The sequence below is a fragment of the Polymorphum gilvum SL003B-26A1 genome, from assembly GCF_000192745.1.
GTDB lineage: Bacteria > Pseudomonadota > Alphaproteobacteria > Rhizobiales > Stappiaceae > Polymorphum > Polymorphum gilvum.
Genome location: NC_015259.1, coordinates 297,127 through 310,044 on the forward strand (window position 1 = coordinate 297,127; position 12,918 = coordinate 310,044).

The window sequence follows — 12,918 nt, forward strand, 5'->3', positions numbered from 1 at the left end:
ACACCGCCTCAGCGATGACGCCGCGCGCCGTTGAAGGCGGGCGACATGAGGGATGCGTGGCGCTTGGCGGGCAGCACCGAGCCGCGCGGATCGGCGGTCGAGGTGACGGCGCCGCGCTCGGCCCAGGCCTGCAGATCGTCGATGGCGTAGACGACGCGGCCGCCGAGCTTGCGATAGGCCGGGCCGGTCCCGTAGGTGCGGTGCTTTTCGAGCGTGCGGCCGGACAGGCCGAGGTAGAGCGCGGCCTCGGGCGTGCGAAGATAGCGTGGCGGCAAGTCGGAGATGTCGGGCGTCATGATCGGGCCTCCGTGGGGTTCGCGAGGCCGCTGATGGTCAGCGGCGGTCGAAGGCCACGGTGGCGAAGAACAATCGGCAGGAGGGAGTGCGAAGTTAGCGATGCTAATTTCGCACCCCCCTGCCTGGAGGCCGGACTAATTGCGGCGACGCTGGCGCAGCAGGGTCAGATAGCCGCCCTCGATCATGGCGAACGCGTCCCTGACGAGATCCATCACGGCGTCGCGCAGCGCGGAGGTTTTCCAGGGCTCATCGGCGACGCGCGCCACGCCGTAGACGACGCCGGCGATCTCGCGATAGCTGGCGCCGTTCATGCGGCCGTCGACGGCTTGAAGCATATGGCGCGAACGCCGGCGCTGCTGGCGCGTCAGGTCACGCTTGTCGGGAAGCACGCGGCGTCCGAGCAGCGCGTGGAGAAGGCGGCTGGCCGTATCGATTCTATCGAGACCATCCGTGTCGACCGGGATGAAGATCGACAGCGGGGCCGCCGCGTCGGCGTCATGGAGCCTGACGAGATTCAAGTATTGGCCGCGGCCGAGATCGAAACGGAAATACTCGCCGTCGTCGCTCGTCTCGGCATCGGCCGGGCCGAGAGCGCCCGAAAGGTCAGCGCCGCCGGAAAGCAGCGGCGGGGTGGCGGCGAGCACGACCGCGCCGGTGTCGTGCGCGGGCAGCCAGAACACAGGGGTTTCGGTCGCCGAAAGGCCGGGGCGAATGGGGAAAGGACAACCCCCAACTGTTGATCCGGCGCGCAGTAGCGGGCGCATCCCCGCTCGTGTCGCCGACAACGCTCCGATAGTCGGTCTGGTACTTCTCGTTGCGGCGAAGCCATTCCCAGGCGATGTCGGGGGAGTCGATTTCGTCGATGAAATCGTAGGTGGAAGAAGATCGCCAGTGCGATATGTCGGGAATCATCGCCTCCTCCTCCCTGCGCGTAGTATTTTTGCGTGTAGAAAGACGATGATTTCGCCTTTTAGGCTGTTTCAGGAAGTCCCTTGGCTGGCAACGAATGTTGCCGCGCGGGCATCGCGGCGATCGGTCAGGCCGGGCGGCCTTCGCGTACGAGAAGGCGGTAGCCCTGTTCGGACATCCACCGTGCCCGCGCGAGATGCGTGTCGTAGATGCGCCGTGCGCGTTCGGGTTCGCGATCGGCGTCGAGCCGGAAGAGGATCGAGACCGCCTCGCGCCAGCAGGCGCCGTCAGTCGCCGAGTCCATGAGGCGGAAGTAGAGCTTCATATGCTTGCGGTCGTAAGGCGTCAGCTCCGGGCAGTCCGGGGCTTCGTCGAGGAATGGGTCGTCACTCACGGCAGGGTCCGTTCACGGCCGGGACGCTGCCCGCGAAGGCATCGGAGGTATTGGCCATGGTCCCGGCCCCGACATGGCCCGAAAAGGCATAGAGCAAAATCGTCGCGACTGTATGAAAATACCGGCATCAATAATTGTCGCGATGTTGTTTTGGTCGAACAAGCATAAGACCCTCGCCCTGCTCGGTGCTTAGAAACATGATGCCGTTGCCTTCGAGAGCCCGGCGCACCTGATCGCGCGTGGTTTCGAACACCTTGAGCCCGCTCTCGGATTCAAGGCGCTTGAGCGCGGTCAGCGATACCTGGGCCTTGTCAGCGAGCGTCTCCTGCGTCCAACCGAGCAACGCGCGTGCGGCCCGCGACTGTCGGGCGGTGATCATGCATGATCACCTCCACAGTCACGAATGCGCACGCCAGAACTACGGCTATTTTAGTCGTTCTTGGTGTGAAGGGCTAGCCATAATCGGCTGAAATGCACGGACGAAGCTTATCCGGCGCAAAACCGATTCGGTCGCCCGCCCCGTCGCGGGCCGGCCGGGCGCCTCGGCTGCCGGGAGAGGGATAGGGGTTTGGGGAAAGGGAGGAGGGAACCGTCCCCTTTCCCAATGGGAGGATGTTTGAAGGAGGGGCTTGCCCCCCTTTCATAAGCCAGGGCAGCCGGTCGAGCCGGCTGCCCTGGCTCCCGACACGGAGATAAAGGCGAGAGGCGGCCGTGGCCGCCTCTCGCCTGGACCTCAGTCGGTGTCGGGTCCCCAGAGCGGGTTGCTCGCGGGGTCCTCGATGTGTCCGTCGTCGGACGCCAATTCGCGGGCTACCGCTCTGATCTCGTAGTCGCCGATTTTGGTGCGGCCCTGCGCGACGAGGATGCTCACCGCGGTCTCGTCGGCCTCGATCGCCCGGATCGCGACCTCCATGTCGTCCCAGGGTCCGAGGTTTTCGATCGGGACGACGTCGCCATCTTCATCGTAACCGCCGTGAAGGTACATTGGCGCATCCGCCAGTCGCTTCTCGGCGCGTTCCGCTGCATGGATGAGGCGGAAGCCTTCCTTCCGCTTCCTCCAGTATTCGGCGCTGCCGCCGTCGATGGTGATGATCTTGCGATGTGTCATTGAAGTCTCCTTTCGTTTCTGACGAAAGGTGTCCACGCTGTAGCCCAGCGGGGGTCAGGGACCGCGGAACGCGGCCGCCGTGCGGCAAGCGGAGGAACCGATTTTGTGGAGTCGGCCATAGGCCGGCGGAGGAAAATTGGAGGGGCCGCGCAGTCCTTGACGCCGGATGGGCTGGCGTACAATGCGCAGTCAGAGAGAGAGGAGTAGCCACGGCGTCGACCAGACGCCGTGTCCGAATAGAGATGGGGAAGGTTTGGAAGGGGGGTGTGACACCCCCTTCCATGGGAGGATGTTTGAAGGAGGGAGGATGTTTGAAGGAGGGGCCGCGCCCCGCCTTCATGGGGTGAGATTGAGAGGGGCGGCCCTGCCCCCCTTTCATCACAGGAGCATCGGGCCAGAAAGTGGGACCCGCTTTCTGGGACAACCCGATGCTCCGACGAAGAAGATGGACCGCCGCGCCGAGCGCGTGCGGTCCAGGCCGACAATTGTCTTCGGGCCGAGATCCGCCGCGAACATGGAAGAACCCGGCGGCTTGCGCCGCCGGGCCTTTCGACCGCCCGCTCAGAACGGGATATCGTCGTCGTAATCCGACTGGCCGGCGTCGTCGTTTTCGGTCTGCTTCGCCCGGCTCAGGAAATCGACGGTCTCGGCGATGATCTCGCACCCGTAGCGATCGACCCCCTGCTGGTCCTTCCACTTCGTGTAGTGGATGCGGCCGCGAACCAGAACCTTCATGCCCACCTCGCAATACTGCTGGATCGTCTTGCCGAGGCCGTTGAAGGCGGTGATCCGGTGCCATTCGGTGTCGTTGACCCGGCGGCCCTTCTCGTCCCGGACAACCTTGCCGTCCTTGTATCGGGGGCGCGAGGTGGCCAGCGTGAAGTGGGTGATGCGGGTGCCGCCCTGGGTGGTGCGGCTCTCGGGGTCCAGGCCAAGGTTGCCGGCGAGAATGACGATGTTCTGCATTGTAAGTCTCCGTTGCTTCCTCGGAGGGACCATCCCTCCGACGAGACCCGGCCAAGGCCGGCGGGAGACGCCTGCAACTGCCTGCTCGCTGGCAGCTCGCCCATTAGGCCCGGAGTGGGGCGGGCAGCCGCGCTTGCGCGGCAACACGGTCCGGAGCCGCGTGGGTTGCGGCCGGAAACCGAACGGACTTAGGGGATCAGTCAGTCGGAGGGATTGGTTTTTCTGAGAAGCGTCGAACGGGGACGCACAGCAGGACCTTCGGCATTCGCGGCAACATCCCGCCAGCGACCCCAACCGCGCCAATGCAGACCGCCGCCCGCGTCACTCCTCCTTCACGGCCACCTGTTCCACGCACCCGGACAGGCTTGCCGGGACGTCGTGAGGCGGCTCTCTTGTCAACGATGCCGAATGGCCCGTCATCCGCTTCGAGGGCGGAAGGCCGATCCGGGTGGATTGCCGATGTCAGGAGAATGAAGGTTCGCGCGGGTGCGTCCGCAATAGGGAGTGGACGCCGCCAGCGGGTAACAATCGTCTCGGCGTCGCGATCTTCGTCCCTACACCCGATTTCCTGAGCCGGGCGAGGCAGACGAAGAATGCTGACCGCAAGCGCCCCATTACGACGACGACATTCCCTTCTGAGCGGGCGGCCGAAGCTCCAGCGGCGCACGCCGCCGCGTGTTCTTTCGGGGAGCCGGCGATCGCGGCCCGCAGGTGGTCAGGCCGACAGCACCGTCTCGCCGACAGCGTTGAGATTGACCATCGCGGCGATGCCGACGATCAGGCCGCTCGCGCCGCAGAGCAGGTTGAGCGCGACCGCCGACTCGATGACGTCATGCGTGACGCCGTGGACGAGCGCATAGCCCGCGATCACAGCCGGAACCGCGAAGACGCCGAGCGCGGCAAGGCGCAGGATCGGATTCTTCGCGATGGCGAGCACGGCGATCACGAGCCCGATCGACAGGAGCGCGGCAGCCGCGGCAGCAAGGCCGGAAAGGAAAAGGCCGGCCTCCATGGCGTAGACGAAGCGGAAAGCGCTCAAGCCCATCCAGAAGGGCAGCGCGTAGATCGCGAACTTGAACGCGATCACGCACAGCGCGATCGACAGCGAGATGGCGAGCAGGATCAGCGTCATGGATGCCTCCAAACAAACGGTTCAGGGATCACGACAGGCTGCCGATGGTTACGCTCCGCCTGCGACTATGCTTCTTCGCCGGTGCTGCAAGGATGATGTATTTGACCGCATGAGCCTGCCTCGCGTCAAGTAAAGCGGAGCGAAGCTCCGCCGATGGAATGAGGAAGAGGCGGCGCTTACGCGCCGCCGTCGTACTTCAGGGCCGGGATGCCAAGTTCGCGGGCCTTGTCGTAGAGGTTCGACTGAATCCCGCCGCCGCCGAAGACGAGGACGCCGATCGGCAGGACCTCCAGCATCGCATCGTTGCGCTTGAAGGGCGCCTGCTTCGCCGAATACTTCTTGAAGTTCGGCTCGAAGGCGACCTGCGGCACCTTGCGGTTGGCGGCCCAATCGGCGGCGATCTTCTCGGCGCCCGTCTTCGCCGCGCCGTGGATGAGGACCATATCGGAGTGCTTCTCCAGGGACTGGTCGAGCTTCGCCCAGATCAGGCGGTGATCGTTGAAGTCCGTCCCGCCCGAGACGGCGACCTTCGGACCGGCGGGTAGCATCACCTCGGTCTCGGCCCGGACCCGCGCTGCGAGGAAGTCTCTGGAGTCGATCATCGCGGCGGTCAGGTTGCGATGGCTGACCTTCGAGCCGGTGCGCGGCCGCCAGGCGCTGCCGGTGTGGTGCTCGAACGCCTCCGCGGCGACATCGCGGAAGAGTTCCATGCTGTTGCGCCGCTCGATCATGGTCTGGCCCTCGGCCGTGCGGCGCTCCAGCTCGACGGAGCGAACCTCGCTGCCGTCCTGTTCGCTCTGGAGGCGGCGCTGCGCCCGCTCGTTGTCGTCAAGCTCGCGCTCCACCCGGCCGATGGCGCGGTGGAAGAGATTGACGGTCCCCCAGAGCAATTCGTCGAGGTCGGGTTCGAGGCGCGTGTCGCCGAGCGTGGCGACGAGGGCGTCGAAGATGTCTGCGACGGCTGCGGCGACGGCGTTGCCCTCGGGAAGCGGCCTCGGATCGGGTTCGTCCTCGAAGGGGCGCCAGCCGTAGAGCTGGAGTTCATGGAGGACATGATCGGTGGGGGACGAGGCGTGGACCGGCTCGAAACCTGCGGTATCGTCTTCGTTCATCATCGGGAGCATCCTTCGTCTGGAGACCGCGCCCATCGCGGCCTTCGCAGGCGTCGAAGCCCACGGGCGGGACGGCCTGGCAGCCCTCGCCCTCTCGCGAGGGCCTTGATGGCCAAGCCGGCCATTTTGCTTCGCGATGCAAAGGCGGGCTCGTCCCGCCGGCGGAAAATAGCCGACCGCGCCGCGCCATTGCCCGGCCGTCCCGTTTGTGGGCCGATCGCCCTCTCAGAAGGCCGTGGGCGCCTCTCTCCACGACATCGAAGGGTGCTTGCGGTGGTGAGCGATGACGGCAGGTGGAGACGCCTCCCGCGCCTCGTCGCCCGCCGATCCCGTCATGCCTCCATGAACCGGCTGACGTCCTCGGGGCGAAGCTGTTCCGTCAGGGCCGCCCGAAGGGCATCGACGCCGCCCAGTCGCAGATCCTCGTTGAAGTCCTCGCGCTTCGGGGACACCGAAACCACCTCGATCCCGACGCTCGACGCTCTGGCGACCAGGCCGTCTCTCGCCGCGTCACCGGCCGGGTCGAGATCCCTGAGCACATAGAGCCTGCGCAAGGTCGCCGGGAACAGGATGGCGGCGAGGTGAGCCGCCGAGGTCGCCGCCAGCATCGGCATGCGGGGCAGGACCATGCGGGGCGACAGCACGGTCTCGATGCCTTCGCCCGCGGCGAGCACCTCGCCGGCGACGCCGAAGCGGACGCCGTGCCCGAGAAGGTCTCCCATCGCCCGGCGCGGTGTATCGATCGGAGCCTTGCCGGAGCCGTCCGGGGCGAGCCAGGTGCGATGCGCGCCGGTCTGCCTGCCGTCGAGGTCGGTGATGGATGCGACCATCGCCGGCCATATCTCGGTGGGCGAATGCTCGTCCGGCCGGTAGTAGCACATCGGATGGTAGCGCAGCGCGGTGAGGCCGATGACGGGCGCGATCGCCCGTCCGTTGAGGTAGACTTCCGCAAGCGTGCCGCCGATCGGCTGCGACATCCCGAAGAGGCGACGCGACGCTTCGGGCGAACCGATCGCGATGCCGGAGGTCCTGCCGGTCGGCGTCTTCTTCGGCGCGGGATGGGGAAGCGCGAGGAACCGCCGCGCTTCCTTGGCGACGTCCCCGAAGTCGACCAGGCCGAGCGTTTCGCGGATGACGTCGAGGAGATCGCCATGCTCGCCCGTCGCCGCGTCGGTCCAGCGACCGGCCGCGCCCTTGCCGGTCTCCGGACCGGAAAGGCGGACATACATCGATCCGCCGGGGCTGTTCTGCACGTCGCCGACGCGCCAGTAGCGCCCGTCACGTTTGCCCGACGACAGATAATGGCGGCAGACCACCTCGGCCTGCCGGCCGAGACGGATCGAGAGTTCCGAGGCGTCGAGACGGGCCATCACGCAGCCTCCCGCTCGGAGATGCGCTCGACCGGCCAACGGTCGAGAATCCTCGTCACGACCTCGACGCCCCCGGCGTCGGTCGGCACGAACATCCTGAGCTTGTAGGAGATGATCTCGTGGAAGAGACCGTAGGCGGTCAGGCGCTCGCGCATCGTGTCGGTGAAGCCCGACAGCTCGATGCGATAGCCGCCCATGACGCGGACCCGGCGAAGCTGGAGGCCCTCGGCGAGGTCGAGCATGGTCGAGCCGTCGACCAGCGCGGCGAAGGCGGCCTCCGGCGTGAGCGACGAGGAGCCGGTCTCGGTCGCGGTCGAAGCCCAGGCGGGCGAGACCCTGCGGCCGATGATGCGCTCGCCCTCGTCGGTCTGGAGACGATAGACGCGCGTCGATTCGTTCGGCAGCCGCTTCCAGATCGGCAGCAGGATGCCGCTGACGATGTGCAGCGTCGCGTCCGAGAACGCTGGCACGTCCGCGCTCTCGGCATCCCAGGCGGCTGCGAACACGTCGCGGTCGGCTTCGACCCAATGGGTCTCGCTCAGCAGCCTGAGCGGCATGTTGTGCGCCTCCATCGGCCGGATGAGGCGGATGCGCCGCTCGATCTGGCCGTCGTCGAGCATGACGCTCGTCGCCGGAATTTGGACGGCGACGCGGCGCGAGCGCTCGTTGATCAGGAGCCGGGCGCGCGGATCGCGGAGTTCGCCGAGCGCGTCATCGAGCGTGACCGGCTGGTTGCGCCTGCGCTCGGCGATGGTGAGGAGCCGCGTTTCCGCGCCGGTGCCCGGATGGGTGTAGATCGTCTTCCGGTCGGTGACGACGAAGCTCTCGGCGCGCAGCGTTTCCAGCGCCATGTCGTAGGTGCCGGCGGCGATCGCGCCCTCGATGCGGGCGTTCAGCAGCCGCTCGAACGCCGTGAAGAGGATGCCCTGCAACTCGATCCTGAGCGCCAGCATCCGGTTCAGGAAGGTCGTGATGCCGGGGAGATCGTCCTTGATGCCGGTCGAGTCCATGAGCTTGAGGCCGGTGGAGGACTCGAAGCGGTCGAGCGAGCATCCCTCGATCTTGCCGGCCACGATCAGCAGGTAGAGCTGGCGCAGCGCGTCGCGTGCATAGGCGTTCTCAAGATTGTCCTCGGGGCGGAACAGGCCCTGTCCGCCCGTCTGCCTCTGGCCGCGCGTGATCGCGCCGAGGGAATCGAGATGCCGGGCGATGGTGCTCTGGAAGCGCTTCTGCGCCGGGACGTTGATCGCGCCGGGCCGGAAGCACGGAGGCTGCTTCTGGTGCGTCCGGTGCGTGCGGCCGATGCCCTGGACGGCGGGCTTGGCCTTGAAGCCGGCTTCCAGCAGGTAGTGCATGCGAAGGCGCTGGTTCTTCGCGTCGAGATCGGCGTGGTAGCTCTCGCCGGTCCCACCGGCCTCGGAGAAGATCAGCACGCGCTTCGCGTCGTCCATGAAGGCCTGAGCGTCGACGAGGTTCGCCGAGGGCGCGCGGGTCTCGACGACGAGGCGGTCGGGCCTGCCGTTCTCGCCGCGCTTGCGCACGATGCGGCGGGACCGCCCGGTGGCCTCGGCCACGACTTCCGTGCCGAAATGCTGGATGATCTGGTCGAGCGCGCCGGGGACGGGCGCGAGGCTGGCGAGCTTGGCGATCAGCTCGTCACGGCGAAGGACCGCTTCGCGGCTCTCGACGGGCTGGCCGTCCCGGTAGACCGGCCGCGACGACATCTTGCCCTGCGAGTCCGTATAGGGCTCGTAGAGCTGGATCGGGAAGGAGTGCTTGAGGTAGTCGAGCACATATTCCCGAGGCGTGATGTCGACGCGGACGTCGTTCCATTCCTCGGTCGGCAGCTCGGCGAGGCGGCGCTCCATGAGTGCTTCCCCGGTCGAGACGATCTGGATCACCGAGGAATGACCCTCGGCAAGATCGCGCTCTATCGAGCGGATCAGCGTCGGCGTCATCATGCCGGTCAGGAGGTGGTTGAAGAACCGCTGCTTGGCCGACTCGAAAGCGCTGCGCGCGGCCGACTTCGCCTGCCGGTTCAGCGTGCCGGTGCTGCCGGTCACGTTGGCGGCCTGCATTGCGGCATCCAGATTGTTATGGATGATCGCGAAGGCGTCGGCATAGGAATTGTAGATGCGGTGCTGCTCGGGCGTCAGCTCGTGCTCGAACAGCTCGTATTCGACGCCGGCGAAGGAAAGCGTCCGCGCCGAATAGAGGCCGAGCGCCTTGAGGTCGCGCGCCAGCACCTCCATCGCCGCGACGCCGCCGTCCTCGATCGCCTCCACGAACTCGGCCCTGGTGGCGAAGGGGAAGTCCTCGCTGCCCCAGAGGCCGAGGCGGTGGGCATAGGCGAGGTTGTGGACCGAGGAGGCGCCGGTGGCCGAGGCGTAGACGATGCGCGCGTTCGGAAGCGCGTGCTGGAGTCTGAGGCCTGCGCGCCCCTGCTGCGAGGCAGCGACATCGCCCCTCTCGCTTTTGCCGCCGGCGGCGTTCGCCATCTCGTGCGCCTCGTCGAAAATGATCACTCCATCGAAATCGGAGCCCAACCATTCGACGATCTGCTTGACCCTGGAAACCCTCTCGCCACGGTCGTCGGAGCGTAGCGTGGCATAGGTTGTAAATAGGACGCCTTCCGGGTGGGCGATGGCCGTGCCCTGCGGGAAGCGCGACAGCGGCGTGACCAGCAGGCGCTCCATGCCGAGCGCGCTCCAGTCACGCTGCGCGGCGAGCAGCAGCTTGTCCGACTTGCTGATCCACACCGCCTTGCGGCGGCCTCGGAGCCAATTATCGAGGATGATGGCAGCGTTCTCGCGCCCCTTGCCGACGCCGGTGCCATCGCCGACGAAGAAGCCGCGCCGGAAGCGGACGGCCCCCGGCGTGCCTTCGGGGGCGGCCTTGACGACATCGAAGGTCTTGTCGACGGTCCAGTCGCCGGCGAGATGATCGCTATGCGCCTCGCCGGCATAGATGACCGTCTCCAACTGCGCCTCGGACAGCAGGTCGCGGATGTTGTCCGGCAGGCATGGGCGATAGCTCGGCCGCGGCGGGGCGACCGAGGCCATCGCCGCCGACTGGACGAGCGGCGTCGGATGGGCCCGGGACCCGGCGATACGGATCGCCTGAAGGGTGTAGTCCTCATAGATGGAATCGGAGAGGCGGCCGCCCTCCGCCGCACGCCAGTCTACGGTCTCGTAGTCGAGCGGCACGCCGTCCGGCTCGGCGGAGGCGACGGCGGGCGCGATCTTCGCGGCCCGCTTCAGATAGCCAAACACAGTGCGGGGTGCTTCGTGCGCGGCGGCGGGAACGGCGACGGAGGGATCGACCGGGAGCCGGGCCGGCACATGCTCGGCGAGCCAGCCGAGCAGCGAGGCGACGTCCGGGGCGACGCCGGGAGCTGCCGGAAAGACGGACGGATCGTCGGCGGGCAGCTTGTCGATCACGGTGAGCCGCGTGGCGACCGTCGTGCCGTGCTTGGCGTAGACCGAGCCGTCGATCGCGGCGGAGAAGACGACGCGGCCGCGTTCCTGCAGACGGGCGTAGGCCGAGGACCAGGCCGGCGCGTCGGGCGCGAAATTGGCCCCGGTGATCGCCACGAGCCGGCCGCCCGGCGCAAGGCGCGCCAGCGCCGAGGCGACATGGCGGAAGGCGGCATCGGCCATCCGGCCCTCGACATTCGCCATGACCGAGAATGGCGGGTTCATCAGCACCACGGTCGGGATCGCGGCCGGATCGAGATGGTCGTCGATCTGGGCCGCGTCGAAACGGGTGACGGACAAGGCTGGAAAGAGAAGGGAGAGAAGCCCGGCGCGCGTGTCGGCCAGCTCGTTGAGCACGAGCGTCCCGCCGGCGATCTCGGCCAGGATGGCGAGAAGCCCGGTGCCGGCCGAGGGCTCCAGCACGCGGTCGGCCGATGTTATCGCCGCGGCGGTGACGGCGGCGAGCCCGAGCGGGATCGGCGTCGAGAACTGCTGGAAGGCCTGCGCCTCCTCGGAGCGGCGCGTGTGCGTCGGCAGCAGGCCGGCGATCTTGCCGAGCTGCGGCAGACGCTCGGACGGCGAGCCGGCTTTCCGGAAAAGCGCCTTTCCGTATTTGCGCAGGAAGAGGACGGACGCCGCCTCGCAGGCGTCATAGGCGGTCTTCCAGTCCCAGGCGCCGATGGCGTCGGACGCGCCGAACGCCGATTCCATGGCGACGCGCAGCGCGGCGGCATCGACGCGCTGGCCGCGTTCGAGATGGGGAAGGAGGAGCTGGGCCGCGGCGAAGACGGCGGCGGCGTTGTCGGGCGCGACGGCGAGCGGAAGCGGCGCGGCGGCGGACGCCGCTGCGGATTCGGAGATCGGAGTCATATCGAGAACCTCGGGAGAGCGGGACGGGATCGAGCCGCGCAGCGCTCTCTCTCGACCGCACCGGCTCAAATCCGTCCCGGCCCGGCTCTCCCTCTCGCCGCCGGTCACGGCGGCGATGCGGGCATGAAAAAAGCGCCCCGCCATGCGGAGGGGCGCTTGTGTCAATCAGTCGATGGCCGCGAGGATCGCCGAGGCCTCGGGATGTCCGCCCGAATAGGCGAGGAGGCGATGATAGCCTTCCGCCAGATGGTCGGACTCGTGGCGGACGGAGAGGTTCGAGAGAACGAGGAGCGTCGCGATGATGCCGGCGGCCTCGGCCGAGACCTCGCCTTGGAATTCCGTGAGGCCGCTTTCGATCCGCATAGGCGATCGCGACGCCGGCGCCAGGAAGAGCGGTCGGCCCCTGTGCTCATAGAAATCCCAGAAGCCGCCGCCATAGTCGTAGGGGCTGAGCCGCTCCATCACATGGTAGACGGTGTTCTCCGCGACGATCAGCAGCCGCATGCCGAACAGGTTCGGCAGGAACATTTCGCGGCGGTCGTCCGGAACGATCGTCGCGGCATCGCGCGTGGTGGTTTCGGTTGTCATGGCCTGGTGCTCCGGAGAGAGGAAAGGACAGGTCCGGACGGCTCTCTCTTCACCTGTCCGGACCCATCCCGGCCCGACAGCCCTCTGTCTCTCAGAGCCTCCACAGGCCCTGCGCGATTTCGCGGGCGAGCATGGTTCGCGCCCTCGTCATCACGTCCTCGCCGCGCGTTTCGGGATGATCGAAGAACCGTGCGGCGGGGCCGTGCTCGATCCAGTCGGCGTAGTAGCCATAGGCCCGGTCGCCGAGGCGGAAGGCCGCCATGTCGGCGGCCCAATGCGGCTTCGGCTCGACGATGACGGTGACGCCATCGCGGGTCTCATGCCAGGGCAGCGAGCGCTCAGAGGGAGGGCAACGCAGATCGGCGGCGAAGATTTCCTCGACGGTGATCATGGCGCGGGTCCTCCCTCCGGCTTGGGCATGAAGCCGTTCGGGTCGTCGGGATCGGGCGGCAGGTAGGCGTCGTAGGGGTCGCCGTCCGCGAGATGGCCGAACGGCGTGAACACGTAGTCCGAGCCGTCGCGGCCTACGGCGCAAAGGACGTAGCGCCGCTCGCCGGTGACGGCATCCATGCACTCCATGAGCGCGAGATTGCCGTCGCCGGCGGCGCGCAGCAGCGTGTTGAAGTTGGCGCGGGCATGGTCGGGAATGGCCATGGGTTTTCTCCTGAAACGAAGAAGGCCTGGCGAGCGCCGGGC

General features: G+C 67.3%; 14 protein-coding genes. All 14 read right to left on the bottom strand.

The window, feature by feature from the left end; translation table 11 throughout:
* Positions 1 to 8 precede the first annotated feature (8 nt).
* Positions 9 to 296 (bottom strand): helix-turn-helix transcriptional regulator, encoded by a 288-nt coding sequence (locus SL003B_RS01495; protein WP_013651059.1) that lies wholly within the window; start codon positions 294 to 296, stop codon positions 9 to 11.
* Between the two features lie 135 nt (positions 297 to 431).
* On the bottom strand, positions 432 to 977 hold the full coding sequence (locus tag SL003B_RS23685) for a DUF2285 domain-containing protein (RefSeq protein ID WP_013651060.1): 546 nt from the start codon (positions 975 to 977) through the stop codon (positions 432 to 434).
* The gene (locus SL003B_RS24080) at positions 901 to 1,209 is read right to left on the bottom strand and encodes a transcriptional regulator domain-containing protein (protein WP_013651061.1); all 309 of its coding nucleotides are present in this window, start codon (positions 1,207 to 1,209) and stop codon (positions 901 to 903) included. The genes SL003B_RS23685 and SL003B_RS24080 overlap by 77 nt, the downstream gene beginning before the upstream one ends.
* 124 nt (positions 1,210 to 1,333) lie before the next feature.
* Positions 1,334 to 1,600: a DNA -binding domain-containing protein gene (locus SL003B_RS01505; protein ID WP_013651062.1), complete on the bottom strand. Its 267-nt coding sequence runs from the start codon at positions 1,598 to 1,600 to the stop codon at positions 1,334 to 1,336.
* Positions 1,601 to 1,727: 127 nt separating this feature from the next.
* Positions 1,728 to 1,979 carry a helix-turn-helix domain-containing protein gene (locus tag SL003B_RS01510; RefSeq protein ID WP_013651063.1) on the bottom strand — a complete coding sequence of 84 codons (252 nt, stop codon included), beginning with the start codon at positions 1,977 to 1,979 and terminating at the stop codon, positions 1,728 to 1,730.
* Between the two features lie 354 nt (positions 1,980 to 2,333).
* A complete protein-coding gene (locus SL003B_RS01515) occupies positions 2,334 to 2,708 on the bottom strand; it encodes a hypothetical protein (protein ID WP_013651064.1) in 375 nt (124 codons plus the stop codon).
* Between the two features lie 561 nt (positions 2,709 to 3,269).
* The gene (locus SL003B_RS01520; RefSeq protein ID WP_013651065.1) at positions 3,270 to 3,674 is read right to left on the bottom strand and encodes a single-stranded DNA-binding protein; all 405 of its coding nucleotides are present in this window, start codon (positions 3,672 to 3,674) and stop codon (positions 3,270 to 3,272) included.
* Between the two features lie 715 nt (positions 3,675 to 4,389).
* A complete protein-coding gene (locus SL003B_RS01525; protein ID WP_013651066.1) occupies positions 4,390 to 4,806 on the bottom strand; it encodes a hypothetical protein in 417 nt (138 codons plus the stop codon).
* A gap of 176 nt (positions 4,807 to 4,982) precedes the next feature.
* A complete protein-coding gene (locus SL003B_RS01530) occupies positions 4,983 to 5,921 on the bottom strand; it encodes a DUF2493 domain-containing protein (protein ID WP_013651067.1) in 939 nt (312 codons plus the stop codon).
* Positions 5,922 to 6,250: 329 nt separating this feature from the next.
* Entirely contained in the window at positions 6,251 to 7,288 is a 1,038-nt protein-coding gene (locus SL003B_RS01535; RefSeq protein ID WP_013651068.1) for a DUF7146 domain-containing protein, read from the bottom strand.
* Positions 7,288 to 11,634, bottom strand: coding sequence for a strawberry notch family protein (locus SL003B_RS01540; protein WP_041375312.1), 4,347 nt, complete (start codon positions 11,632 to 11,634; stop codon positions 7,288 to 7,290). The genes SL003B_RS01535 and SL003B_RS01540 overlap by 1 nt, the downstream gene beginning before the upstream one ends.
* A 165-nt stretch (positions 11,635 to 11,799) precedes the next feature.
* Positions 11,800 to 12,222, bottom strand: a complete 423-nt coding sequence (locus SL003B_RS01545) for an antirestriction protein (protein WP_013651070.1) — start codon at positions 12,220 to 12,222, stop codon at positions 11,800 to 11,802.
* 91 nt (positions 12,223 to 12,313) lie between these two features.
* Complete coding sequence (locus SL003B_RS01550; RefSeq protein WP_013651071.1) at positions 12,314 to 12,613, bottom strand: hypothetical protein; 300 nt, start codon at positions 12,611 to 12,613, stop codon at positions 12,314 to 12,316.
* Complete coding sequence (locus tag SL003B_RS01555; RefSeq protein ID WP_013651072.1) at positions 12,610 to 12,876, bottom strand: DUF6117 family protein; 267 nt, start codon at positions 12,874 to 12,876, stop codon at positions 12,610 to 12,612. Before SL003B_RS01555 ends, SL003B_RS01550 begins: the two co-directional genes overlap by 4 nt.
* Positions 12,877 to 12,918 lie beyond the last annotated feature (42 nt).

Excerpts from the sequence above, each read along its gene's own strand:
- SL003B_RS01515 (WP_013651064.1), bottom strand. The coding sequence starts at position 2,708 with ATGACACATCGCAAGATCATCACCATCGACGGCGGCAGCGCCGAATAC.
- SL003B_RS01555 (WP_013651072.1), bottom strand. The coding sequence starts at position 12,876 with ATGGCCATTCCCGACCATGCCCGCGCCAACTTCAACACGCTGCTGCGC.
- SL003B_RS24080 (WP_013651061.1), bottom strand. The coding sequence starts at position 1,209 with ATGATTCCCGACATATCGCACTGGCGATCTTCTTCCACCTACGATTTC.
- SL003B_RS01520 (WP_013651065.1), bottom strand. The coding sequence starts at position 3,674 with ATGCAGAACATCGTCATTCTCGCCGGCAACCTTGGCCTGGACCCCGAG.
- SL003B_RS01530 (WP_013651067.1), bottom strand. The coding sequence starts at position 5,921 with ATGATGAACGAAGACGATACCGCAGGTTTCGAGCCGGTCCACGCCTCG.
- SL003B_RS01545 (WP_013651070.1), bottom strand. The coding sequence starts at position 12,222 with ATGACAACCGAAACCACCACGCGCGATGCCGCGACGATCGTTCCGGAC.
- SL003B_RS01540 (WP_041375312.1), bottom strand. The coding sequence starts at position 11,634 with ATGACTCCGATCTCCGAATCCGCAGCGGCGTCCGCCGCCGCGCCGCTT.
- SL003B_RS01535 (WP_013651068.1), bottom strand. The coding sequence starts at position 7,288 with ATGGCCCGTCTCGACGCCTCGGAACTCTCGATCCGTCTCGGCCGGCAG.
- SL003B_RS01525 (WP_013651066.1), bottom strand. The coding sequence starts at position 4,806 with ATGACGCTGATCCTGCTCGCCATCTCGCTGTCGATCGCGCTGTGCGTG.
- SL003B_RS01510 (WP_013651063.1), bottom strand. The coding sequence starts at position 1,979 with ATGATCACCGCCCGACAGTCGCGGGCCGCACGCGCGTTGCTCGGTTGG.
- SL003B_RS01550 (WP_013651071.1), bottom strand. The coding sequence starts at position 12,613 with ATGATCACCGTCGAGGAAATCTTCGCCGCCGATCTGCGTTGCCCTCCC.
- SL003B_RS01495 (WP_013651059.1), bottom strand. The coding sequence starts at position 296 with ATGACGCCCGACATCTCCGACTTGCCGCCACGCTATCTTCGCACGCCC.